This window comes from Pseudoalteromonas sp. BSi20439, from assembly GCF_000241165.1.
GTDB lineage: Bacteria > Pseudomonadota > Gammaproteobacteria > Enterobacterales > Alteromonadaceae > Pseudoalteromonas.
In genome coordinates this window covers 18,814-42,571 of sequence record NZ_BADW01000136.1, presented here as the reverse complement: position 1 = coordinate 42,571, position 23,758 = coordinate 18,814, and the positions used below count along the sequence as shown (strand labels likewise).

25 protein-coding genes are annotated in these 23,758 nt (G+C 41.3%); 8 read left to right on the top strand and 17 right to left on the bottom strand.

All coding sequences use genetic code 11. The annotated features are described in order from the left end of the window. Positions 1-178: 178 nt before the first annotated feature. Positions 179-718, top strand: a complete 540-nt coding sequence (locus P20439_RS11870; RefSeq protein ID WP_008467096.1) for a gamma carbonic anhydrase family protein — start codon at positions 179-181, stop codon at positions 716-718. A 1-nt stretch (position 719) separates the two neighbouring features. On the opposite strand, the gene P20439_RS11865 is transcribed toward P20439_RS11870, so the two are convergent. Together P20439_RS11865 and aroE are read right to left on the bottom strand one after the other, a co-directional pair. Further along, complete coding sequence (locus P20439_RS11865) at positions 720-974, bottom strand: DUF1488 domain-containing protein (RefSeq protein WP_008467093.1); 255 nt, start codon at positions 972-974, stop codon at positions 720-722. Then, positions 971-1,795 (bottom strand): shikimate dehydrogenase, encoded by an 825-nt coding sequence (aroE, locus tag P20439_RS11860; protein ID WP_008467091.1) that lies wholly within the window; start codon positions 1,793-1,795, stop codon positions 971-973. The genes P20439_RS11865 and aroE overlap by 4 nt, the downstream gene beginning before the upstream one ends. A gap of 52 nt (positions 1,796-1,847) precedes the next feature. Between aroE and P20439_RS11855 the strand changes: the two genes are divergently transcribed. Beyond that, entirely contained in the window at positions 1,848-2,285 is a 438-nt protein-coding gene (locus P20439_RS11855) for a group II truncated hemoglobin (protein ID WP_010392770.1), read from the top strand. 102 nt (positions 2,286-2,387) lie between these two features. Continuing rightward, positions 2,388-3,992, top strand: coding sequence for a methyl-accepting chemotaxis protein (locus tag P20439_RS11850; protein WP_008467087.1), 1,605 nt, complete (start codon positions 2,388-2,390; stop codon positions 3,990-3,992). A gap of 46 nt (positions 3,993-4,038) precedes the next feature. Here the strand turns inward: P20439_RS11850 and hemF are convergent, their stop codons facing one another. The 6 genes from hemF to P20439_RS11820 all read right to left on the bottom strand — a co-directional run bounded on the left by hemF (position 4,039) and on the right by P20439_RS11820 (position 8,964). Further along, complete coding sequence (gene hemF, locus P20439_RS11845; protein ID WP_008112912.1) at positions 4,039-4,956, bottom strand: oxygen-dependent coproporphyrinogen oxidase; 918 nt, start codon at positions 4,954-4,956, stop codon at positions 4,039-4,041. Between the two features lie 2 nt (positions 4,957-4,958). After that, on the bottom strand, positions 4,959-5,522 hold the full coding sequence (locus tag P20439_RS11840) for an L-threonylcarbamoyladenylate synthase (RefSeq protein WP_008112915.1): 564 nt from the start codon (positions 5,520-5,522) through the stop codon (positions 4,959-4,961). A 23-nt stretch (positions 5,523-5,545) separates the two neighbouring features. Next, positions 5,546-6,121: a type I DNA topoisomerase gene (locus P20439_RS11835; RefSeq protein WP_008467085.1), complete on the bottom strand. Its 576-nt coding sequence runs from the start codon at positions 6,119-6,121 to the stop codon at positions 5,546-5,548. Between the two features lie 126 nt (positions 6,122-6,247). Continuing rightward, positions 6,248-6,721, bottom strand: a complete 474-nt coding sequence (locus P20439_RS11830) for a DUF494 family protein (protein WP_008112921.1) — start codon at positions 6,719-6,721, stop codon at positions 6,248-6,250. 1 nt (position 6,722) lies between these two features. Continuing rightward, positions 6,723-7,814, bottom strand: a complete 1,092-nt coding sequence (dprA, locus tag P20439_RS11825) for a DNA-processing protein DprA (RefSeq protein ID WP_008467083.1) — start codon at positions 7,812-7,814, stop codon at positions 6,723-6,725. 28 nt (positions 7,815-7,842) lie between these two features. Further along, positions 7,843-8,964, bottom strand: a complete 1,122-nt coding sequence (locus P20439_RS11820; RefSeq protein ID WP_008467081.1) for a LysM peptidoglycan-binding domain-containing protein — start codon at positions 8,962-8,964, stop codon at positions 7,843-7,845. 119 nt (positions 8,965-9,083) lie between these two features. On the opposite strand from P20439_RS11820, the gene def reads away from it, so the two are divergent. From def to trkA, 4 genes are all read left to right on the top strand, one after another. Further along, the gene (def, locus tag P20439_RS11815) at positions 9,084-9,590 is read left to right on the top strand and encodes a peptide deformylase (protein WP_008112927.1); all 507 of its coding nucleotides are present in this window, start codon (positions 9,084-9,086) and stop codon (positions 9,588-9,590) included. Between the two features lie 31 nt (positions 9,591-9,621). Beyond that, a complete protein-coding gene (gene fmt, locus P20439_RS11810; RefSeq protein ID WP_008467078.1) occupies positions 9,622-10,575 on the top strand; it encodes a methionyl-tRNA formyltransferase in 954 nt (317 codons plus the stop codon). Beyond that, positions 10,568-11,863 carry a 16S rRNA (cytosine(967)-C(5))-methyltransferase RsmB gene (gene rsmB / locus P20439_RS11805; RefSeq protein WP_008467077.1) on the top strand — a complete coding sequence of 432 codons (1,296 nt, stop codon included), beginning with the start codon at positions 10,568-10,570 and terminating at the stop codon, positions 11,861-11,863. Before fmt ends, rsmB begins: the two co-directional genes overlap by 8 nt. Positions 11,864-11,938: 75 nt before the next feature. Beyond that, positions 11,939-13,315 carry a Trk system potassium transporter TrkA gene (gene trkA / locus P20439_RS11800; RefSeq protein WP_008112933.1) on the top strand — a complete coding sequence of 459 codons (1,377 nt, stop codon included), beginning with the start codon at positions 11,939-11,941 and terminating at the stop codon, positions 13,313-13,315. Positions 13,316-13,402: 87 nt separating this feature from the next. Here the strand turns inward: trkA and P20439_RS11795 are convergent, their stop codons facing one another. From P20439_RS11795 to P20439_RS11755, 9 genes are all read right to left on the bottom strand, one after another. Beyond that, a complete protein-coding gene (locus tag P20439_RS11795; protein ID WP_008467075.1) occupies positions 13,403-13,618 on the bottom strand; it encodes an EF-hand domain-containing protein in 216 nt (71 codons plus the stop codon). Between the two features lie 64 nt (positions 13,619-13,682). Then, positions 13,683-13,895, bottom strand: coding sequence for an EF-hand domain-containing protein (locus tag P20439_RS11790; protein WP_008112937.1), 213 nt, complete (start codon positions 13,893-13,895; stop codon positions 13,683-13,685). A 134-nt stretch (positions 13,896-14,029) separates the two neighbouring features. Then, positions 14,030-14,242 carry an EF-hand domain-containing protein gene (locus P20439_RS11785; RefSeq protein WP_008112939.1) on the bottom strand — a complete coding sequence of 71 codons (213 nt, stop codon included), beginning with the start codon at positions 14,240-14,242 and terminating at the stop codon, positions 14,030-14,032. A 69-nt stretch (positions 14,243-14,311) separates the two neighbouring features. Further along, complete coding sequence (locus P20439_RS11780) at positions 14,312-14,524, bottom strand: EF-hand domain-containing protein (RefSeq protein WP_008112941.1); 213 nt, start codon at positions 14,522-14,524, stop codon at positions 14,312-14,314. A gap of 515 nt (positions 14,525-15,039) precedes the next feature. Beyond that, entirely contained in the window at positions 15,040-15,702 is a 663-nt protein-coding gene (locus tag P20439_RS11775; protein ID WP_008467073.1) for a flagellar brake protein, read from the bottom strand. A gap of 24 nt (positions 15,703-15,726) precedes the next feature. After that, entirely contained in the window at positions 15,727-17,178 is a 1,452-nt protein-coding gene (locus P20439_RS11770; RefSeq protein ID WP_008467072.1) for a TrkH family potassium uptake protein, read from the bottom strand. Positions 17,179-17,272: 94 nt separating this feature from the next. Beyond that, on the bottom strand, positions 17,273-17,887 hold the full coding sequence (locus P20439_RS11765; protein WP_008467070.1) for a YigZ family protein: 615 nt from the start codon (positions 17,885-17,887) through the stop codon (positions 17,273-17,275). Positions 17,888-17,967: 80 nt separating this feature from the next. Then, entirely contained in the window at positions 17,968-19,290 is a 1,323-nt protein-coding gene (gene pepQ, locus P20439_RS11760; RefSeq protein ID WP_008467068.1) for a Xaa-Pro dipeptidase, read from the bottom strand. Positions 19,291-19,407: 117 nt separating this feature from the next. After that, positions 19,408-21,294 carry a lytic transglycosylase domain-containing protein gene (locus tag P20439_RS11755; protein WP_008467066.1) on the bottom strand — a complete coding sequence of 629 codons (1,887 nt, stop codon included), beginning with the start codon at positions 21,292-21,294 and terminating at the stop codon, positions 19,408-19,410. Positions 21,295-21,598: 304 nt separating this feature from the next. On the opposite strand from P20439_RS11755, the gene fadB reads away from it, so the two are divergent. After that, positions 21,599-23,758 (top strand): fatty acid oxidation complex subunit alpha FadB, encoded by a 2,160-nt coding sequence (gene fadB, locus P20439_RS11750; protein ID WP_008467065.1) that lies wholly within the window; start codon positions 21,599-21,601, stop codon positions 23,756-23,758.

Genomic DNA, 23,758 nt, shown 5'->3' with positions numbered 1-23,758 from the left:
CAGATTTTTACGCAAGTACTTTTTTAAAGAAAAACTAAAAAAACACACTGTTCGGTTAGTATCTGAGCGAAAGCAGGTGAAACTGGTAGTTTTATAATCAAACCAGGCTTTGCTGGCACTAAAATAAGCGCTACTGTTACACTGATACTCTTAATATGTTTAATTTAAAGGTGCATATATGGCAATACGTTCTTATAAAGGAATCACTCCTGCGTTTAATAAATCTGTTTATGTAGACGAGTCGTCTGTATTAGTCGGTGATATCACTATAGGTGATGATAGCAGTGTATGGCCGTTAGTTGCTGCCCGTGGTGATGTTAACCATATTCGTATTGGTCAGCGTACTAATATACAAGATGGCAGTGTTTTACACTTATCAAGAGCAACAAAAAATAATCCAGACGGCTACCCACTTATTATTGGTGATGATGTAACCGTTGGTCATAAGGTAATGCTACATGGCTGCGTATTAGGTAATCGTATACTCGTGGGTATGGGCGCTATTATTATGGATAATGTGATTGTAGAAGATGAGGTAATTATTGGTGGCGGTGCTTTAGTACCTCCTAATAAGCGTTTAGAGTCTGGTTATTTATATGTAGGTAGTCCAGCAAAACAAGCTCGCCCATTAACAGAACAAGAGCTGAGCTTTTTAAAAGTGTCTGCTGATAATTACGTGCAGCTAAAAGATGAATACTTAGCTGAAGACGCTAGTTAATTTAACTAACTAAACTCACTTCTATTTGACCTGCCGAGTTATAGCATTCATCTTCAATGAGCTGCTCGGCACGTTCTTCATAATCAAAACGGTATTGCTCAAAATAACGCGTTGCATGACTCTCATCGGCTAAATTTAAACTACTGACAGCAATCACACACTCAACTAGCATGCCATTTACTTGTGCAAAAAAAACTAATTGATGAGTTGGCTCTCTAAATTCGAGTCGATCTATAAACTGTATTGCTTGATTCATTTAAGCACTCCCTGCTTTAGTGCAGTAATAACAGGAACAATCTCAGGCATTTTATTTCGCCATACATAATAAGCTTGTGCGGCTTGGCCTACTAGCATGCCACTACCATCTAACAGCTTAGCTGTTTTGTTGTGTTCGCTGACCCAATTCATGAATAGCGTATTTTGCGTGGCGTAAAACATATCATAAGCCATTTCACATGCGCTTAAATACTTAGAATTTAGTGCAGGTAACTCGTTATTCATACTGCTCGAGGTTGAATTTATAACCAAGTGATAATCAACTTCAGGAAGGTCGTCAAAACCATACCCCGAAACATTGCCGTGCCCAGTAAAGAGCTTTGCCAATGTTTGAGCTTTGTGTGCCGTGCGATTAACAATAACTATCTCTGCGGGATGCTGCTCTAGTAAAGGTAAGATAACTCCTCGAGCAGCGCCACCCGCACCAATGATCAACAAGCGCTTACCTGTTATCGTTATTTTATTGGCCAGTAAGTCGTTAACAAAACCAATGCCATCGGTGTTATCACCGAGTAAACTGCCATCATCGCACTTTTTAAGGGTGTTCACTGCGCCTGCCAGTTTAGCAACTGGAGTGAGTTCATCGGCTAAAGCAAAAGCCTGCTCTTTAAAAGGCACAGTGACATTGGCACCTTTTCCCCCTTGCTCAAAAAAAGCAGCGACTGTTTTTTCAAATCCATCGATAGGTGCTAAAATTGCGCGATAGTCGATTTGCTCTCCCAATGACTTTGCAAACTGCTGGTGAATAATGGGAGATTTTGAATGTTTGATTGGATTTCCAAAAACCGCATATTTGTCCATTTTAAACAACCTCTTCGCAGTTTTAGTACTGCCTATTAACGATGATAAAATTATGATTAAAAGACTCTTTTCAAGATCAAAGCCGTCTACAACTACGCAAGCACCTACGCCAGATAAAACCCCGTATGAAATCATTGGTGGAGAAGCCCCCACGCGTGCAATTGCTAATAGATTCTACGACATAATGGCCAGCGATGAATACGCTAAACCATTATATGATATGCATCCTCAACCATTAGACAGAATTCGCCAAGTATTTTTTGAGTTTTTATCCGGTTGGCTTGGTGGGCCTGACCTATTTGTTGAAAAGCATGGCCACCCGATGCTGCGTAAACGTCATATGCCGTTCCCTATTGATCAAGACCTACGCGATCAGTGGATGTATTGCATGAATAAAACCTTAGATATAGAAATTGATAACCCCGTGTTACGCGAGGGCTTACGTCAGTCACTGGCCCAACTAGCCAGCCATATGATTAACCAGCATTAACCTACCTCATTCTTTAATTGGGGATTATTTGCGCTAAGTCAAAACCCGCTTTTCTAAAATATAGATAATACCCTATCAAATAATTAGAAAAGCGTGGCGCGTGTGAAATCTATCCAACATAAAATTTATGCTTTGTTAGCCTTAACCGGCATTATTGTATTAATAGCGAGTATTTTTAGTAGTGCTAGCCAGCAGCGCACGCTCGCCCAAGATACGGTGGCAGAAAATATTAAGCTGCTTGCCGATAACTATTTTGATTCAATAAACACCATGATGCTAACGGGCACTATGGCTAATCGAGAATTATTGAGCCAAAAGCTACGCAAACACCCTAATATAGAAGATGCCCATATTATTCGCTCCGATATAGTTAATAAACTGTATGGGGCCGGAAATAAAAACCAAACAGCGAGTAATAACAACGAACGCGAAGCACTGCAGGGTAAAGAAAGCTTATTTATAGAGCAAAACACTGATAGCCGCAGTATGACCTACCTACGCCCTATGTATGCTAGCACGGATTATAAAGGCACTAACTGTTTAGGCTGCCATCAAGCGCAAGAAGGCGATGTGCTGGGCGTGGTAAAAATTAGCTATTCCCTAGCCGATATTGATAGCGAGGTAACTTACAACACCTTAATAACCACCAGCCTACTTTCTACTATTTTTATTATTGCCTTTGTGCTGCTAGGTATAGTGTTTAGAAAAATATTTATAGTGCGCCTTAAAAAGCTCGGCCATGCAATGCACTTAGCTACTACCAATAAAGATTTAACCTTACGCATTGAAGATAACGCCGAAGATGAACTCGGCTGGCTTGCCACCAGTTTTAACCAAATGATTGCTACGTTTAAAGATAACATTGCTCAGGTATCTCACTCTTCAAAAGTGCTTATTCATTCAGCAGAGAAAATTTATACCTCGGCCGATACTACTGAGCGCGCTATTTTAGAACAAAAGAAAAGTACCGACTCGGTGGCCGCAGCAATTAATGAGCTAGAAAGCTCATCCAATGAAGTAAGAAACACCACTCATTTTGCTCAAGAAAAATCTGAGAACAGTAATGAACTAGCACAGCAAAGCATGCAGGTTGCAGAGCAAACCGAACTCAGTATAAATCAACTAGCTGAAGATGTACGCCAAGCGGCAGATCAAGTGAGACAACTGCAAGAGCAAACGCTTGAAGTGGGCAAAGTACTTGAGGTGATCAGCAGTATTGCTGAACAAACAAACCTATTAGCACTTAATGCTGCCATTGAAGCTGCCCGTGCAGGTGAAGCAGGCCGAGGATTTGCCGTTGTTGCTGATGAAGTACGAACTTTAGCAACCCGAACTCATGCCTCTACCGATGAAATACGCCGTACTATAGATAAGTTGCAATCAGAAGCAGCGCAAACAGTTAAAACCATGGGTGAGTCCTGTGCAGAGGCAGACGAAAGAGCGCAACAAGTACAACAAGTTGCACAGGCTTTAAAAGATATTTCAGGGCAAATGAATGAAATAAATGAGCTAAATATACAAATAGCCGATGCAACAGAGCAGCAAAATCTAGCCGCCGAAGAAATAAATAGAAGCGTCGTTGGCATTAGCGATAATGCAGAGCAATCGTTAGTGGATGCGGATGAAAATCAAAAAGTCAGTGAAGAGTTACTCAATTTAGCTCGCTCGCTAGATGAGCAGGTACGCAGCTTTAAACTTAAGCAATAATTTTAAAAGCCAGTCAATCAGTAGTTTATTGACTGGCATATCATTCTTAGCCTAGTGCTAACCAATCTCGAGGCTTTAAGAAATCTTTATATAGCAATGCCTCTGCGCTGTCTTCGGCTGGGGTATAGTTATACTCCCAACGGGCTAAAGGTGGCATAGACATTAAAATAGATTCCGTACGGCCACCGCTTTGTAAACCAAACAATGTGCCACGATCCCAAACTAAATTAAACTCAACATAACGACCACGGCGATATAATTGGAAGTCGCGTTGTTGTTCGGTGTACTCATCGTTTTTACGACGTTCAATAATAGGAACATAAGCATCTAAAAAGCCATTCCCTACCGATTGCATAAATGCAAAGCTTTGCTCAAAACCTAACTCATTTAAATCGTCAAAAAATAAGCCGCCTACGCCGCGAGTTTCATCACGATGTTTTAAATAAAAGTATTCGTCACACCATTTTTTATATTTTGGATATACGTCATCGCCAAAAGGCTGACAAACGTCGTGCGCAACTTGGTGCCAATGCACTACATCTTCAAGTACAGGGTAAAACGGGGTTAAATCAAAACCACCACCAAACCACCAAATCGGTTCTTCACCTTCTTTTTCGGCAATAAAAAAGCGTACATTGGCATGGCTTGTTGGTATATGTGGGTTTTTAGGGTGAATCACTAATGATACACCACACGCATGAAAACTGCGTCCGGCAAGCTCAGGTCTATGTGCAGTGGCAGAGCCCGGCATAGAGGCACCAAATACATGAGAGTAATTAACTCCCCCTTGCTCAATCACATTACCATTGGTGATAACGCGAGTACGACCACCGCCGCCCTCTTCTCGCTGCCAGCTGTCTTCAACAAATTGTGCTTTCCCATCTGCTGCTTCTAAGCCTTGGCAAATGGAATCTTGCAAAGCCATAAAGTAGGCTTTTACTTGTTTTAATAATTCGCTTTGCATAGTTAACCTCTGAATATATTGCCTGTCGTGGCATCTTTAATGGTACTTGGTTGAGTATTACCGCCTAATGGTTCATCAACATAAAAACTAACCTGCTCTGCAAACTGCTGCTGCGCTTCAACAATGCTTGTTACCGTTGCTTGACCAGTTAAATTAGCACTTGTTGATACCAATGGTTTACCAAACTCTTGGCATAAGCGTTTAACTGTAGGATGGTTAGTTACTCTCACTGCAATAGTATCAAATTGCCCAGTTAACCACTTAGGCGTGGTTTTAGCAGCAGGCATAACCCAGGTAATAGCACCAGGCCAACTTGAAAAAATATCAGCGCGTTTGTCCATGGGCAACTTAGCGTCATCCACGTACTTTAATAATTGCCCGTAATTGTCAGCAATTAAAATAAGCCCTTTTTCAACTGGGCGTTGTTTAATATCAAGTAAACGTTCCACCGCCTGTTGATTGTCAGGATCGCAACCTAAACCATAAACAGCTTCGGTTGGGTATAAAATAACATCGCCGTTTTCTAAGCTTGTTATTGCAGCAGATAAAGAAGAAAGGTCAGACAAAATTGTCTCCAGAGATATTTACGTTATTCAGTGGCAGCAAACTTATGCATACAGCTTTTTTGTGGACATTGTAACACAGCGCCACTCGCGGTTTTTTTCTCAGTAACAACTGGCCAGTCACATACAGGACACGCGTGAGCTACAGGTTTATGATTAAGCGTATATTTACAGCTTGGGTAACAGTCGCAGGAATAAAATACTTTTCCGAACTTATTACTGCGTGAAACCAAGTGCCCCTTTTTACATTTAGGGCAACCAATCACAGGCTCTTCACTTGGGGTATCGTCATGCTCACTGGCAATATAATGACATTCAGGGTAACCGGTACAGCCAATAAACATACCGTAGCGGCCATTTTTCACCACCAGCGGCTTGCTACACTCTGGACACTCGCTGTCCTCAAGTATTTTGATTTCATTGCTATCATGATGAGCAAGCGGACGAATAAAATCGCACTTAGGGTAACTAGCGCAGCCTAAAAAAGGCCCAGATTTACTATTACGAATGACGAGTTCTGAACCACATTGCGGGCATATCTCATATTCTTTTTCTAAGGCATGTTGATTAGCCGAAAAAAGTGAATGATCGATTTTACTCATGTAAATCCTAGTGGTTGGTGAATTTTCGCCTAATATACCCAAAACCCTTAAAGATACAAGCTATGGCAGTCGGTTTGTTAACGCTGAAAATAATAAAACACGCAATAATGATTATTCGTTAACCTGTTAATGTAACACTTCACTGGGCTCATCAAAAATAAGATCTTCCATTTGCTCATACGCATGCTGAGAATCAGGGGCATTAAATAACACCATCAGAATTAACCATTTTAAATCTTCCAAAGTAATAGCTGAGTTATCAAGCGCCGCTAAACGGTCCATCACCATTTCACGAGTGGTGCTATTAATGACGCCAGTTTGTTCAACAAACATTAAAAAGCCACGGCATTGGGTATCGAGAACTTGGCACTCGCTCTCAGTAAAAATTCGCACTGCGTGCTGCTCTGTGGCCAATAAATAAGGTGATTCATTGCTGTATTGTAATGCGGCAAGTTGATCTAGCCAGTCAATGGCTTTGTTAATTTCGGGTTTATTAAATCCAGCGCGGAGTAACTCATCGGTAAGCTTACTTTGCTCAACAAATACATCACTTTCGCTATGAACGTAGTTTTCGAATAAATACATGAGAATATCAAACATATTATCCTCCAGCGCTTAATTTAATATAGCCGTCTAATACTCGCTCTATTTGATCGTCTAACTCTAAATCAAGCAATCGCGCTTGTACTTTATCAATTGGCCACTGCACTCGACGCATAATGTCGTCCACACTGGTCACCTCAAAACCAATACTGTTAAGCACCTCGCATTCTGAGGGTGTTGTATTGGTTAACTCTTTATAGTTTAGACCAGAAGGGTATGAAAAGTTCATCTCATCAAGAATATCCGCGACGTTTTCCACCAGCTTGGCACCCTGCTTAATTAAAAAGTGACTAGCTTGTGCCAGCGGGTTCTTTATTGAACCGGGTACCGCAAAAACCTCTTTATTTTGTTCAAGCGCATAACGTACGGTAATTAATGAGCCACTTTTAATTTCGGCTTCCACTATCAGCACCCCAAGTGATAGCCCTGAAATAATACGATTACGTCGTGGAAAATTATGCGCATTGGCAGCCGTACCTGGCAAAAACTCACTCACCAATAAGCCCGTTGTTAATACTTGCTCGGTGAGCAATTTGTGTCGTTTAGGATAGTAAATATCAACGCCAGTACCTAACACGGCAATGGTTTTGCCATTTCCCGCTAATGCACCTTTGTGAGCTGCACCGTCAATGCCTCGCGCCATACCTGAGGTTACAGTTATGCCAGCAAGCGTTAGCTGATGTGCAAACTCAGCAGCAATTTCAAGCCCTGTGGTGGTTGCGTTTCGGCTGCCAACAATGGCAATTTGCGGCGAAGCTAGCAAGCTGGTATCCCCTTTACAAAAAAGTAATAACGGGGCACTGGCAATCTGCTTTAGATGTTCAGGATAAGTGTTGTCAAAAATACTAATAACAATAATGTTTTGTTGGCTGATCAACTGCTCATAATGTGCAACTTGCTGCCAATTAGTATTAAGTAAATTGCTAGCCTGGTGAGCCGTTAAACCAATGTTTACCAGCTCAGCGTGTGGTAAAGAAAACAGCGATGCTAGGCTGTGTTGTTTAGACAGGGCTAAGAGCGTTTTAATCCCTAGCCCTTTGCATAAGTAAAAGGCAAGCCAATGATTTAGCTTGCCAGACGATTGTTCCATGTTCCCTCCTAGAACACCGACTCGCTACTTAATGAATAACTGCTAAATCTCCAATGCGAATTGGGTACTGATTTTTAGTGATTAGCGCATAACTAACTTTGTCATACACTTTAAAAATAATCATTTCACCAACTTTTTCTGCTGGCATTTTCCACGCAATGCTATCTTCATTGCTTTCTGAACCAAGTAACTCGTTGGTAGCCGATATTAATTTTTCCAAACGACTCGAGTCTTCGGTATAACGCGGACCTCTGGCACCATCAATAACCGTCGGTGACTGGCGTTCAATATCCAGCACATGACCTACCTCAACTTGCTGCTCTGAGCCTAAGTTTAGCACCACCACATCCATCGTGCTAAATTCTCTCACTTCACGGGGTGAAGCAATTACATGCCCCTGCAATGGCTGGGTAGGACGATGCATATTAAAATACACTGGCAGCATCTGCCCTTCCATAGCCGGTAATAAAAAATCACCTTGTTTAATTTCGCGTTTAACTGATTCAACTCTTACTGATGCAGGTTCGCCATTAGCTGCATCACCTTCTCTAAAGGCACGGGCCATACCCACATAAGATGCTCTACTCGCAAGTTCTTCACCTGTTTTAGGGTCGGTGTAAGGCGCCCCTTTATGGTAAATAGCATAAGCCTGATGGCGCTTTAAATTACCTTTAACATATAAAATATGATCGATAGTTTGAGTTTTGGTATTTTCGTTTGCACCCAAGATATAAGGTTTTTCTTTTATCGAATCGCTGTTTATCGCTTGTTCAAATGACAAATACGGTTTAATCACCGCAAGCGGTAAGGTAGTAATGGCATCTTTCCCTTTAGGGGTAATACGCCCCATGGGTGATAGTTTTCGATACGCTTTATTAATCACTAAACGCGGATTACCGTCCGTATCGTAAATTAATGCTAACGCATCACCCGGGTAAATAAGATGAGGGTTCTCTATTTGCGGGTTCATTTGCCATAACTCAGGCCACAGCCATGGCTCGTTCAAATATATAGCTGAGATATCCCAAAGCGTGTCACCTTTTTTTACAACGTATTGTTTAGGCGCGTCTTTTTTTATAGTTAGTATATCTGCTAGCACAGGAAAAGTAGCACCTAATGCAAGTATTATTGCAATTAATGGAGATTTCATTGAGCTTCCTCATAGTGTTTTTTCATTATTATTAACCAAAACCTGTTAAAGGGGAACGTGAATGGCTAAAATAAGAACATACGATACCCTAAATTTAAGCATAAGTGTAAAAGGTAACTATGGCTAGGTTAGAAGTTTTAAGATTTCCAGATGAACGTTTACGTACAATCGCAAAAGAAGTAACAGTTGTTGACGACCAAGTGCGTGAAATCGTCAAAGATATGCTAGAAACTATGTACGATGAAAATGGTATTGGGCTTGCTGCTACGCAAGTTGATATTCACCAACGCATTGTGGTGATCGATGTATCAGAAGAGCGCGATGAACCGCTGGTGCTTATTAATCCACAAATTATCAAAAAAGATGGCTCTACCGTGAGTGAAGAAGGCTGTTTATCAGTTCCTCATTCGTATGCAAAAGTTGATCGCGCAGAAACCGTCACCGTGGCTGCACTCAACGAAGAAGGTAAAGAGTTTATTCTTGATGCCGACGAGTTATTAGCGATTTGTATTCAGCATGAGCTTGATCACCTTCAAGGTAAATTATTTATTGATTATTTATCTCCATTAAAGCGCCAACGCATTCGTAAAAAGCTTGAAAAAGAAGCGAAGTTTGCAGCGCAATAATAAGCACCTTAGTAAATAATTAGGAAACTCAGTGACACAACCATTACGCATTATATTTGCCGGTACTCCGGACTTTGCTGCACGCCATCTGCAAGCACTCATTAATAGTGAACACCAAATTGTGGGTGTTTACAGTCAACCAGATCGTCCAGCGGGTCGCGGAAAAAAACTAAAAGCCAGTGAAGTAAAAGCGCTTGCACTAGAACATGACCTCCCTGTTTTTCAGCCTCAATCACTCAAAACAGACGAAGCACTTGAGGAATTAAACAGCCTCAATGCCGATATCATGATTGTGGTTGCCTACGGGTTAATTTTGCCAAAAGCCATTTTAGATGCCCCACGTCTAGGCTGTTTAAATGTACATGGTTCTATTTTACCACGCTGGCGTGGTGCAGCGCCGATTCAACGCGCTATTTGGGCAGGTGATCAGCAAACCGGTGTCACTATAATGCAAATGGATGAAGGGCTAGATACCGGCGATATGCTACATATTAGCCATTGCCCTATCGATAGCGCTGAAACCAGTGCAAGCTTATACGCTAAGCTTGCTGAGCTTGGGCCTGATGCTCTCATAAACACTATAAATCGTTTGGCTAAAGGTGACATAACCCCTGAACCACAAAACGATGCAGATGCTAATTACGCGAAAAAACTCTCTAAAGACGAGGCCAACATTGATTGGTCTATGGATGCCGAGCAAATTGAGCGTAACATTCGTGCCTTTAACCCATGGCCAGTATGCTTTACCCAAATGAGCGGTAACACGGTAAAAATATACCAAGCAAATGTTGTAGAGCAATCAGGCGCAGCTGGCACCGTACTAACAAGTGATAAGAACGGTATCGTTGTGGCTTGTGGTAAACACGCTTTATCTATTAGCGAATTACAACCACAAGGCAAAAAGCCAATGGCAATTAATGATTTTTTAAACGGTCGTAGCGACTGGGTTACACCTGGCACCGTATTAGGCGAAAATAATGAGTAATGTAAGCAATGTCAGAGCGCTAGCCGCTGAAACTTTATATAACGTGGTTGATAAAGGCGCATCGCTTAATCAAGAACTCCCTTTCGCTAGCCAAGGCCTATCACCTAAAGATAAAGCCTTACTGCAGCAAATTTGCTACGGAGTATTACGTTACTTACCTAGCCTAGAAAATTATTGCCAGCATTTAGTTGAGCAACCACTTAAAGGTAAGCGCCGTATTTTTCAGTTTTTGCTGTATGTGGGCATTTACCAACTACAACATATGCGTGTACCGCCACATGCTGCAATTAGCGAAACCGTTAATGCATTACAACAATTGCGCGCTCTTGGTCTAAAAGGGCTTATTAATGCCATTTTACGAAGCTTTCAGCGCCAACAACTTGAGCTTGAAGAAAAAGCCAAACAGATTCCAGTGTGTTTATATAACCACCCAAACTGGTTTATAAAGCAAGTAAAAGAAGCCTACCCAAATAACTGGGAAGACATACTAGAAGCAAACCAGCAGCAAGCACCAATGTGGCTGCGAGTGAATCAATCGCAGTTTAGCACCCAAGAATATAGCGAGATGCTAACTGCTAACGATATCGAACATACCCTAAACCCAGATTTTATTGATGGCATAAAGCTAAGTAAGCCTCGAGATGTGTTTTCACTTCCTGAGTTTGATACCGGCGCTTGTTCAGTACAAGATGCAGCAGCGCAGCTTGCAGCTCGCTATCTCGACCCACAAAATGGTGATGCAATACTCGATGCCTGTGCAGCGCCTGGTGGTAAAACCTGCCATATTTTAGAGCTTGCCGATGCTGATGTACTTGCGCTTGATAGCGATGCCACACGCCTCGAGCGTGTTAAACAAAACTTAGAACGCATAGGTTTAGGCGCCGATTTACAATGTGGAGATGCATCGCAACCTCACACTTGGTGGGATGAAGAACAGTTTGATCGTATTTTGTTAGATGTACCCTGCTCTGCAACCGGCGTAATTCGTCGTCACCCAGATATTAAATGGTTACGTCGCGCATCTGACATTAACGACTTATCGACCTTACAGGGCGATATACTCGATAGCATTTGGCCATTATTAAAACCAGGCGGCACATTAGTGTATGCAACTTGCTCGGTACTTCCACAAGAAAACCAACAACAAGTTGCTAAATTTTTAGCTAATAACGACGATGTAGAGCATATTCCTCTACACAGCGAGGACACCAAAACCACACCGGGTTTACAGCTGTTACCTGGTGAAAGCGACGGTTTTTACTACGCTAAATTGGTTAAAAAAGCCTAGGCAATACATTTAGCTACTTCAATTTAGAGGTAGCTAATACTTTGATGTAATTAGTATTAATAATACGGGTACATAATGAAAATAATCATACTCGGTGCTGGGCAAGTTGGCGGCACACTCGCAGAAAACTTAGTGGGTGAACAAAACGAAATAACCGTAGTTGATATCGACGGTAACCGCTTGCGTGAACTGCAAGATAAATACGATTTACAAGGTGTTGCAGGCCATGGCGCTCACCCTGACGTGCTAAGTCGCGCAGGGGCTGAGGATGCCGATATGATTATCGCGGTGACCAGCTCAGATGAAGTGAACATGGTGGCATGCCAAGTTGCCTACAGTATTTTTAATACACCAACCAAAATAGCCCGTATTCGCTCTGAGCAATATTTAAAATACCGCGAAAAACTCTTTCATAATGATGATTTACCTGTCGATCATTACATAGCCCCAGAAGCACTCGTAACTAAATATATTCGCCGTTTAATAGATTACCCCGGTGCATTACAAGTGCTACAATTTGCCGACGGCATGCTCTCTTTAGTGGCGGTAAAAGCCTACTATGGCGGTTTATTGGTAGGCTATGCCCTATCTACACTTAAACAACATATTCCTAATGTTGAAACCCGGGTAGCAGCTATTTACCGTCAAGGCAAAGCAATAAAACCATTAGGCACCACAGTAATAGAAGCCGACGATGAAGTATTTTTTATTGCCGCTACTAAACACATTCGTGCGGTAATGAACGAGCTACAAAAACTGGAACGCTCGTACAAAAAAATTATGATAGCCGGTGGGGGTAACATTGGTGCTGGCCTTGCCCGTTCACTAGAAAGAAACCACAGCGTTAAATTACTAGAACGCAGTAAAGAACGCGCAGAGCAACTCTCTGAAATGCTCGACAACACCGTGGTATTTTGTGGTGATGCGTCCGATCAGGAGCTGCTCTCAGAAGAACACATAGAACAGGTTGATGTGTTCATTGCCGTTACCAACGACGATGAAGTAAATATAATGTCGGCCATGCTAGCAAAACGCATGGGGGCACAAAAAACCATGGTGCTTATTCAACGAGGTGCCTATGTTGATTTAGTGCAAGGCGGCGAAATTGATATTGCCATTTCACCACAACAAGCGACTATTTCTGCGTTACTTACACACGTACGCCGTGGTGATATTGTAAACGTGTACTCATTGCGTAAAGGGGCTGCAGAAGCCATAGAAGCAGTGGCTCATGGTGATGAAAATACATCTAAAGTAGTGGGTCGCGCGATTGCTGATATTAAATTGCCAGCAGGTACCACAATAGGTGCAATTGTACGTAATGACGATGTACTGATTGCCCACGACGATACGATAATTCTATCAGGCGATCATGTAATTATGTTCTTAATTGATAAGAAGCACATTAACGTGGTTGAAAAGTTATTCCAAGTTAGCGCTATTTTTCTATAATCAAACTGCTTGAGTTAAGTAATCAACAAGCACAAAAAAAAGCCGCTGACTATTAAGCGGCTTTAGTGGAGTATGATGGGGTAATACTTATTGTACTTTTGCAAACTCTTCTTTAGAAAGTTCACCATTTCCGTCAGTATCTAAGTCATCAAAAATATTCATTAGTTGTTTATTAGACGCAGCTTCCTGCTGGCTAATTACACCGTCGCCATTACTATCAAAAGAGGCAAAGTCTACTGCTGCGTATGCCGCTGATGATGACGCTAATACTAAAATCGCTAGCGTTGTATTTAATGCTTTCATAATAAGTCTCCTTAAAGAGGGAAATCCTTTTCTGAGATCCCTGTGCAATGAAAAAAGTTAAAAATTAAAAGTTTGCAAACTCAGCTTTAGAAAGCTCACCATTGCCGTCAGTATCAAGCTCAGTAAATGCGGCGGTTAAATCAGCGTTTACAGCAGCTTCGCTTTGACTAATAACCCCATTACCGTCGGCATCAAGTGTGTCAAAGTCGCTAGCGGCAAAGGCTGCTGATGAAGAAGCTAGCGCGATAAGTGCGAATGTTTTGTGTAATGTTTTCATAATTTAATCCTTCAAAATGTAATGCTTTGTGCTATTGGAAATGTCAGGCTATTACCGTCCTTGTCATTCTTTTTCATAGGCTCCCTTGCCTACTTAGGTTGTCTTTGGCAACTCAGAATATGCCTAGCCTTAGCTTATGCTTTAGAAAATTCTGCTTTTGATAGCTCACCGTTTTGGTCTGTATCAAGCTCTGAGAACATGCTCATTAGCTTTGCATCAACTGATGCTTCACTTTGGCTAATAGCGCCGTTACCGTCGGTATCAAGCGTGTCGAAGTCGCTTGCTGCGAAGGCAGCTGATGAAGAAGCCAATGCGATAAGTGCGAATGTTTTGTGTAATGTTTTCATAATGAGTATTCCTTAAAATCGTTTAAATAATGTGGGAGGTTAAGCTCCCAAAACGTTAATTGCTTAAGATTATGCTTTAGAAAATTCTTCTTTTGATAACTCACCGTTTTGGTCAGTATCAAGCTCAGAAAACATGCTCATTAGCTTTGCATCTACTGATGCTTCGCTTTGACTGATTGCGCCGTTGCCGTCAACGTCTAGCGTGTCAAAGTCGCTTGCTGCAAAAGCCGCTGATGAAGAAGCTAATGCGATAAGTGCTAAAGTTTTATTAATGCTTTTCATAATCAATCTTCCTTCAAAGTTTATGTTTTATGCGATTAAGTGTTTTACTTTAAATCACGTTTCGTTCAATACAGCCTGACTATTACAACTTCGATGCCAACAATATAAAAACCATAATTTTCAATAAATTAACCTGTATCTAGCTGAAAATGGCGCTATTCAACTCGTTATTTTGTTGCTTTTTAGCAACAGTAGATGAGGCAATAAAATTAAAACATTAAAAATCAAATAGTTGAGTTTAAGGAAAACACCACACAGTCGATTAGCAACCGCTAAAAAAGAGGATTAATTAAACAAAAAGGAAGGTGAGTTTAGATTTATTTTGTTATAAATAAAAAACTACAATTAAAAAATAGATTTAAGTTACTGTTTTTAAATAGTTTAAAAAATAAATTTTACATAGCGTTTAAAACAAACAGCCGCACAAGGCTATTTGTTGCAAAATGACGAAATCATGAAATCGCAGGAGCCTGCTGATATTTATATTAGAAGCTTGTTCAACTTGATAACAGACCCTAAGCTATTTCAACTTCAAGCGCGCTTGGGTCAATGAAGTGATCCCCCATTAGTGTTTTCATTTGCTCTTCACTGGCAAATAATCGAATTCCGCAACAGATACCGTTAGCATGTTTTTTTACACTGCAGATTTGCCCCTCATGCTGAGTCTCGCCATCAAATACAACCGTACAGCGCATATCTTTTAGCTCATCGAGTTCTTGAGTAGTTTTAATATCAAACATAACACCGGTGAGCGAAATGTCTTTTATCACCCCTTCAAAGGGCGGTTGCTCTTCGGTTAATTTTAACTTAGCAGGAAACAATGTGGGTATGCGTGCTTGTGAGCGAAGCGCAAACAACTGTACTTGTGAAGGGTATTGAATAAACAACAATTTAGCTGGATGAGAGGCTACAGACATAAGTTGCTGACGAAACGCAATGATGTGCCCACCACTGCCCTCTATAAGCGCCCTTACCACCACCATAACCCCATCTCGCAAGTAATCACTTGCCATGGGGAGTCGCTTAGCGCTGGGATAGTTTAAAATAATAAATTTGTTTTCTAATAAACCAATAAACTCCGTTTTTACACGTCGGCTACTGGTTGGCGTGAGTATTTCTACATCGACTATGCCACCTGTGACGATTTGGTTTAACTTTTCCAAATTGGTTTTTTGCATAGTTCCTTCCTAATATTTAAAACCTTATCCACGCCAAAATGTTGGGGTAAATAGCACTAATAATGTAAATATCTCTAACCGGCCGAATACCATAGCTACTGTTAATATCCATTTAGCGGCATCACTAATAGCACCATAATGAGAGGCTACGTCACCCAAACCTGGGCCCAAATTATTAAGGCAGGCTGCTGTCGCAGAGAATGCGGTAATGTTGTCTAACCCTGTGCCCATTAACGCTAACATTATAATAATAAAGACTAGTGCATAAGCTGAGAAAAAGCCCCATACCGCTTCAACTACTTTGTCAGGTAAGGCTTTACGCCCGAGTTTTATTGAATATATAGCTCGGGGATGGACTAAGCGGTTAAGCTCGCGCACCCCTTGCAAGTACAACAAAAACACACGAACAACTTTCATACCACCACCGGTAGAACCCGCACAGCCGCCAATAAAGCTCGAAAAAATAAGTAAAATAGGTAAAAACAACGGCCAAGCTGAAAAGTTATCTGTGGCAAACCCTGCAGTACTACTAATAGACACCGCTTGAAACAACGCCTGATCGAGAGTTTCATCACCATTTGCATAAACATCATGAGACGAAAGCACAGTAAAGCAAATTACCACCAGCGCGAGCTGAATACACAAGAATACTTTAAATTCAGGGTCGCGAATGTACACACTAATATTACGACTCGCTACAGCGGCATAATGTAGTGAAAAGTTAATGGCGGCTATAATTAAAAAGAACACACAAATAAAGTTAATTACAGGGCTATCAAAATGCCCCATAGACGCGTCATAAGTAGAAAAACCACCAATAGCAACCGTAGAAAAGGCATGGCATATGGCGTCAAACCAGTTCATGCCAGCGCTCCAATACGCCAAGGTACAAGCAAGTGTAATAGATACGTAAATATACCAAAGGTGTTTAGCGGTGTCGGCTATACGCGGGGTCATTTTGGAGTCTTTTACTGGGCCTGGAATTTCAGCGCGATACAACTGCATCCCACCCACGCCAAGCATTGGCAGTATGGCTACTGCTAATACAATGATCCCCATTCCACCAAACCACTGTAATTGTTGGCGATAAAATAATACCGATTTAGGCAAGTACTCAATGCCAGTTAATACGGTCGCCCCTGTGGTAGTTAAGCCTGAGAAAGCTTCAAACACCGCATCGGCCAAAGAGAGGTTGGGTTCTTGTAAAAATATCAGCGGTAATGATGCAAATGCCCCTAGCACCAGCCAAAACAAAACCACTATTAAAAAGCCTTCCCGTGCTTTTAAATCACCATGCTCATGCCTATTTGGGTAGTAAGCCATTAAGCCAATAATAACGCTAAATATAAAGGCTAAAACAAACGGCACCCCTCCACCATCTTTATAAATTAAAGACACGAGTGCTGGTGGCACCATTGTAATACTAAATAGCGCGACCAGTTGGCCAAGAATTTTTATGATGGTACGAAATTGCATTGAGCGTATCGCTTTTTTATTAGTAAATTAAAATAACTACTGTATGACTCGAAAATTTAATCTTTACTGATTAAATGGGATGGATGTAAGACTATTACTCTTTGATTGTTAACTCAACTGCGCCGTGGCTTAAATCAAAAATATCTTTGCATGCTTGTTGTGCTTGGCGGCTATCAATAGTAATACTCCACTCAATATTTGCCGTAAACTGCTTTTCAATATTAAGTACCTGAAAGTTGGTTTTTAAGTGCTGCTCTATTGCGCCTTGCATACTGTATTCACTAAAGCCAACCAGCTCAATACTGGGTACTTTTACCACGGTTTGTAATTTTGCTAAGGCATTATTAAGCGAGCCACCATAAGCACGAACTAATCCACCAGTGCCAAGCTTTATCCCACCAAAATACCGTGTTACCACAGCAGTTACTTCACCTAGGCCAGAGCCCACCAGCACGTTGAGCATAGGTTTACCAGCGGTGCCATTTGGCTCTCCATCGTCAGAAAAACCATAAACATGGCTTCCGCCAGGATTGCCCGCAACATGCGCCCAACAATTATGGCGTGCATCACTGTATTTTTCTTCAATATTTTTAATAAAGGCTTTGGCTGAGTTTAAATCGGGCGTGTGGCCTATATGCACAATAAAGGTACTTTTTTTAACTTCTTCTTGATGAAAAACATCGTCGGCTGGGTATTTATATTCTGACATAGCGCTTACTTGGCTGTTAAATTAAAAATGGGGCCAACAGGCCCCTTTCATGAATAATATAAACTTTTATTAGTTAAATATTAGTCGAGCAATAAATCACGCGTCATATTCTCTAGGCTGTCTTCGTGAACAATAATATTATCTTCAATACGAATGCCGCCAAATGGTTTAAACGCTTCTACTTTTTCCCAGTTAATAAACTGCTTATTGTCTGTTTGTGCTAAATCACCCAACAAAGAGTCAATAAAGTACAAACCTGGCTCAATGGTAAACACTTGGTTTTTCTCAATTAAGCGAGTGCAGCGTAAAAATGGATGACCTTCTGGTGGTGCCTGATGTGCACCAGTTTCATCACGCATAAAGCCACCTACATCATGTACCTGTGCACCTAAGTGATGCCCTAAGCCATGAGGGAAGAAGGTTGAGGTAATTTGACGCTCAACAATTTCCGCAGCCGGTAGTTTAACAATATCAAAATCACTTAATAACTGAGCAATACGATTATGACAATCAATATGCAGCTCGCCATACAGTACACCTGGTTTTAAGCTTTTGCCTAACTCAATTTGATGCGCCGTCATTGCTTTAACTAGATCAGCAAACTCGCCTTGCTTTTTAAAGTCGTAGGTACGAGTAATATCTGCAGCGTAACCATTAAAGTTAGCGCCCGCATCAATTAAAAATGAGTTATGTGTTTGCGGTGCTTTTGGCTCAAAATGCGTGTAATGCAAAATAGCGCAATTTTCGTTAAGGGCCACAATGTTGCCATACGGCATTTCATTTTCGCTTTGACGCGTTGCCATTAAGTACGCTTGCTGAATATCAAACTCGCTACCACCATTAAAAAACGCATCACGCGCCGCTTTGTGGCCATCTACTGCAATACGGTTCGCATTACGTAAACACTCAAGTTCATATTGCGTTTTATAAGCTCGGTGATAATGAATGTAGTTAATTACTGGCTCAGGATTCATAATGCTAAAACCAAGTGCTTGTGCTACTTCTAGGTATTCACCTATGTAAGCAAATTTAGCTTTGTCATAAGGAAGTAGCTTTTCAACCTGATCAGGTTGTAACAACAATTCAATATCGAAGTACTCAGCCCAAAAATCTCTTGGCTCATCAGGTACTTTATGCCAAAAATCAATTGGACGATAAAAAATAAGCTTTGGCTTATCACTGCCATTTACCACAATCCAGCAATGCGGATTATCAATAACCGGTAACCACGCTTTAAAATGAGGGTTAACTTTAAATGGGTAATACATATCATCTAAAAATTGGCGCTTAGCTTGGCCTGAATGAATGACTAATCCTTCTAACCCTTCTTGCTCACAAATAGTACGTGTACGCTGCTGCAATGTTGCAATATGTTCGGCGTATAATACGGCTAATTTTTCCATAATAAACCCATCTGTTAAATTTAACTTACTTTGAGTCTACCACTTATACACAAAGCGCTCAAAAAAGAGGGATAGTTACTGTGTAAATATCCCTCTGCTGTTGTAGATTTATTTTTACTACCCGCCCATGGTCATTTCTAATAGCGGCGCGAGTAAATTACCTTCTCGGCCAAGGCGAGTATGATAAACCTGCCGATACGCAAATACATTTTTTACGTAATCTCGAGTTTCTCTATATGGAATAAGCTCAACCCATAGCTCTGCAGGCATTGCTTCTTCTGGTAACCAACGTTTAATCCGATGATACCCAGCATTATAAGATGCTGTTGCCAATACCTCATTACCGTGATTTTTCTTTTTTAAATACTGTAAATAACGGGTACCAAGTCGAATATTGGTTTTTGGCTGATACAACCGACGGCTAGATACATCGCCTTTGTTAATGTATTTTGCGGTGCTTGGTAATAGCTGCATTAACCCACGCGCATTTGCATGAGAACGGGCATCGGGTGCAAATGAACTTTCTCGGCGCGCAATGGCGATACTCCAGGTTAAATCTATTTTGCTACGCTTACTGTAACGCTCAAACATGTCTTGAAACGCAAATGGAAAACGCAAATCAACATAATCCCATGCTTTTATTTTTGCTAGTGTAAATATTGTACTATCAAACCAATCAAGCTCTGCCGCGAGTACTGATGCTGCCAGTTTTTCATCATCTTCGGAGGTATTAGTTAAATAATTCCACTCACGTCGAGCCGCAGTAAATCGCTCAAGCTCATACAACGCCTTGGCACGCTTAAAGCCTGGCGCATTACTTACTCTCCTTACTAAAGCTTGATTTACATTGACCGGCAACTCATTTAAATCAACCGGTAACCCTAAACGGGCGGCGGCTAAAAAGCCGTAATAATCTCGGTTAGCGGCTACTTTAGTCCAAATTGCCTTGGCTTTTTCATGTTCTGCGCGTTTGTCATAACTATAAGCTAGCCAATACTGCTGCCCTAAACTGAGGTTTTGCTTGCCAGTAAAAAATGCCGCAATGCCTTCCCAATCTTGCGTTTTTAACATATTGGCTAGCTGCCATTGCATTAATTTACGATCTTGACGCTCTTTAGGGACTTTATTTAAATAAAAGCTCGCCTGACTATGACCGCTCGACGCCAACGACAGCGCAAAGGTATAATATACGTCTGCTTTTTCATCATCAGCGAAGTTAAACATGCCTTCAATTTTTTGCCACGCTTTTAAGGCCAACTCTTTATCACGCCAAATTAAGCGTTTAATACCATAAAGCGCTATTTCCCCTTCTTTGGCTGTTTTACGTTTATAGCGGTAAAGGCCTGCAGCTGCACTGGGGTCGCGCCTTACCTTGGAATATAAATCAGCTAAATAACGCTCCTTGGCTGGCAATAAGGTCTTTAAATAAGGCAATAAACGATAAGACCCCCCTTGTGCCGCTAAAGTGACACGCTGCCACACGACATCTGGGGTTAAATAACCATTTTGTCGCCAGCGCTTAAAAAGCCCGTCACATTCACTGGGCTGCGACTCGCCAACCGTCCAAATATCGGTTACCTGCGAGAGTATTGCTTTTTTAGGCGCTCCTAAATCAAGCTGATAAGTAAGGTGGGTACAACTGAGCTCAGTATCGGAGGTTTCACGGTAATTTTTAATAAACGCTGCTTTTTTATTTCTGCGCTTTAAATAATTTAACCATGCTTTTCGTACTGGCCACTCTAATGGCGTGTGCTCATAAATAGTGAGGAAATTTTCTATTTCTGTTTGATGCTTTAAACTGGGGTAACGCTGCCAAAAGGCTTTTTCTACATAGGGCTTAAGCGGATGAGACAATGAGTCTACCGCTTGTTTAAAGCTATTGTAATCGCCATAGCGCGCTTGTTTTTCTGCATCTAAAAATGCATCAAGTTCGCTATTTGCGTTGGCAGAGGGAAAAGAGAAAAACAGAGTCGCTGCCGCTACGCTTAATAAATATTTTTTCATAATGTCCTTTAGGGCATAGTAACCTTCAAGGCTGACAAGGGTGAGGCTATGGGTAAATAAAAAACAGCGCAGGCACTGTAACTCTATTTACATTGATAAAACCCAAGCTATAAACACCAAGACAGCGCAATAAAATGAATAAAGAAAACTTTCAAACCCACCTTAGCACCAAACCAGCTATATTTTAACCAGACGTTTGTAACCAAGATAAATTTTTCGTTGCATTTTTAATTTAAAGCAAGCACACTGGTCTGAATATGAACTCATCGTACCAGTCTTAGTTCATCAACTAGGGAGAATAATAATGTTATATAAAAGCGATTCCTTTGAAGTTAGCTTCGTGAAGGAAAACATCGCCGAGTTTAAGTTTTGTGCTACAGGTTCTGTAAACACATTATCTCAACAAACTCTTTCAGATTGCGCGGCAGCATTAAAAGAATTAGCCGCTAACACTGATATTAAAGGCATGATTTTTACCAGTGATAAAGACCACTTTATTATTGGTGCCGATATTTTCGAATTTTTACCTACTTTTACTAAGCCTGAAGCAGAATTAGTAACGTGGATCAAAAATGCAACTGACGTTTTTGATGCAATTGAAGATTTACCATTCCCAACACTAAGTGTTGTAAACGGCTTGGCGCTTGGCGGCGGCTGTGAGTGGGCACTTGCTACCGATTATCGTGTTGCAAGTGACTCAGCAAAAATGGGCTTACCAGAAGTTAAATTAGGCATAATGCCTGGTTTTGGCGGTACAGTGCGCCTTCCGCGCATTATTGGTGCCGATAACGCGATGATGTGGATCACCACAGGTAACGAAAATCGCGCTGCTGACGCCCTAAAAGTAGGTGCATTTGACGCGGTAGTTAGTGCCAACAAACTACAAGAGTCAAGTTTAGCAACACTAGAATTAGCAATTGCTGGCAAGCTAGATTGGCAAGCAAAACGCGCTGTAAAATTACAACCGCTTAAATTAAACCGTGTTGAGCAAGGCATGAGCTTTGCAATGGCAGAAGGTATGGTAATGGGTAAAACCAAAGGCCACTATCCTGCTCCAGTTATGGCTGTTCGCACTATTAAAGCCGCAGCAAACAGCTTACGCGCCGAAGCAATGGCAATTGAAAATGCCAACTTTGCAAAACTAGCACGTACTAGTGAAGCTGCTGCTCAAACGGGTATATTTTTAGCAGACCAATACATTAAAGGTAAAGCACGTAAATTTGCTAAACACAGCGATGTAGAAATTAAACAAGCGGCAGTATTAGGCGCAGGTATTATGGGTGGCGGTATTGCATACCAGTCTGCTTATAAAGGCACACCAATCATAATGAAAGACATCCAACAGGATGCGCTAGATTTAGGTATGGGTGAAGCATCTAAACTATTAGGTGCAAAAGTGAAGCGCGGCCACATGCCGATGGAAAAAATGCTAGCAACGCTTAGCAAAATCAAACCAACGCTTAACGATGCAGACCTACAAAACGCCAACATCATTGTTGAAGCCGTAGTAGAAAATCCTAAAGTGAAGCAAGCCGTACTTGCTGATCTTGAAAAGAATATGCCAGAAGGCACGGTACTGACGTCAAACACATCGACTATTTGTATTGACCTACTTGCAGAAGCGCTTGAAAAGCCAGAAAACTTTTGTGGTATGCACTTTTTCAACCCAGTACCAAAAATGCCATTAGTTGAAATTATCCGTGGTGCAAAAACCTCAGATAAAACGATTAATGCCGTGGTTGATTACGCACTTAAACTAGGTAAATCACCGATTGTTGTTAACGATTGCCCAGGCTTTTTTGTAAACCGTGTTTTATTCCCTTACTTTGCTGGCTTTAGCAAATTAGTGGTTGAAGGCGCTAACTTTGCAAAAGTAGATAAAGTAATGGAAAACGTATTTGGCTGGCCAATGGGCCCGGCGTATCTACTTGATGTAGTCGGTATTGATACGGCTTACCATTGTACTGGCGTAATGGCAGACGGTTTCCCTGAACGTATGGCACGTGCAGATAAAGACCCAGTGACTGTTTTTGCTAACGAAAAACGTTTTGGTCAAAAGAACAAAGCAGGTTTCTATAAGTACGAAACAGATCGTCGCGGTCGTCTTAAAAAATCACATGACCAAACAGCGATTGAACTACTTGCACCAATTACAGACGCACCAAAAGAATTTGATAAACAAGAAATCATTGACCGTTGTATGATCCCAATGATCAACGAAGTGCTACTTTGTTTACAAGAAGGCATTGTTGCTTCTCCTCAAGAAGCTGATATGGCACTTGTATACGGTGTTGGTTTCCCTCCATTTAGAGGCGGCGCGTTCCGTTACTTAGATCAAACAGGTTTAGCTAACTTTGTAGCAACTGCTGACAAATACGCTCACCTAGGTGCGATTTACCAAGTATCAGAGCAAACTCGCAAGTGGGCTGAAGAAGGCCGTGTTTTCTATAAGGTGGAAGGTTAA

Coding starts and splice junctions, on each gene's coding strand:
- P20439_RS11870 (WP_008467096.1), top strand. CDS start 179: ATGGCAATACGTTCTTATAAAGGAATCACTCCTGCGTTTAATAAATCT.
- P20439_RS11865 (WP_008467093.1), bottom strand. CDS start 974: ATGAATCAAGCAATACAGTTTATAGATCGACTCGAATTTAGAGAGCCA.
- aroE (WP_008467091.1), bottom strand. CDS start 1,795: ATGGACAAATATGCGGTTTTTGGAAATCCAATCAAACATTCAAAATCT.
- P20439_RS11855 (WP_010392770.1), top strand. CDS start 1,848: ATGATTAAAAGACTCTTTTCAAGATCAAAGCCGTCTACAACTACGCAA.
- hemF (WP_008112912.1), bottom strand. CDS start 4,956: ATGCAAAGCGAATTATTAAAACAAGTAAAAGCCTACTTTATGGCTTTG.
- P20439_RS11835 (WP_008467085.1), bottom strand. CDS start 6,121: ATGAGTAAAATCGATCATTCACTTTTTTCGGCTAATCAACATGCCTTA.
- P20439_RS11830 (WP_008112921.1), bottom strand. CDS start 6,721: ATGTTTGATATTCTCATGTATTTATTCGAAAACTACGTTCATAGCGAA.
- dprA (WP_008467083.1), bottom strand. CDS start 7,814: ATGGAACAATCGTCTGGCAAGCTAAATCATTGGCTTGCCTTTTACTTA.
- P20439_RS11820 (WP_008467081.1), bottom strand. CDS start 8,964: ATGAAATCTCCATTAATTGCAATAATACTTGCATTAGGTGCTACTTTT.
- def (WP_008112927.1), top strand. CDS start 9,084: ATGGCTAGGTTAGAAGTTTTAAGATTTCCAGATGAACGTTTACGTACA.
- rsmB (WP_008467077.1), top strand. CDS start 10,568: ATGAGTAATGTAAGCAATGTCAGAGCGCTAGCCGCTGAAACTTTATAT.
- trkA (WP_008112933.1), top strand. CDS start 11,939: ATGAAAATAATCATACTCGGTGCTGGGCAAGTTGGCGGCACACTCGCA.
- P20439_RS11795 (WP_008467075.1), bottom strand. CDS start 13,618: ATGAAAGCATTAAATACAACGCTAGCGATTTTAGTATTAGCGTCATCA.
- P20439_RS11790 (WP_008112937.1), bottom strand. CDS start 13,895: ATGAAAACATTACACAAAACATTCGCACTTATCGCGCTAGCTTCTTCA.
- P20439_RS11785 (WP_008112939.1), bottom strand. CDS start 14,242: ATGAAAACATTACACAAAACATTCGCACTTATCGCATTGGCTTCTTCA.
- P20439_RS11780 (WP_008112941.1), bottom strand. CDS start 14,524: ATGAAAAGCATTAATAAAACTTTAGCACTTATCGCATTAGCTTCTTCA.
- P20439_RS11775 (WP_008467073.1), bottom strand. CDS start 15,702: ATGCAAAAAACCAATTTGGAAAAGTTAAACCAAATCGTCACAGGTGGC.
- P20439_RS11770 (WP_008467072.1), bottom strand. CDS start 17,178: ATGCAATTTCGTACCATCATAAAAATTCTTGGCCAACTGGTCGCGCTA.
- P20439_RS11765 (WP_008467070.1), bottom strand. CDS start 17,887: ATGTCAGAATATAAATACCCAGCCGACGATGTTTTTCATCAAGAAGAA.
- pepQ (WP_008467068.1), bottom strand. CDS start 19,290: ATGGAAAAATTAGCCGTATTATACGCCGAACATATTGCAACATTGCAG.
- P20439_RS11755 (WP_008467066.1), bottom strand. CDS start 21,294: ATGAAAAAATATTTATTAAGCGTAGCGGCAGCGACTCTGTTTTTCTCT.
- fadB (WP_008467065.1), top strand. CDS start 21,599: ATGTTATATAAAAGCGATTCCTTTGAAGTTAGCTTCGTGAAGGAAAAC.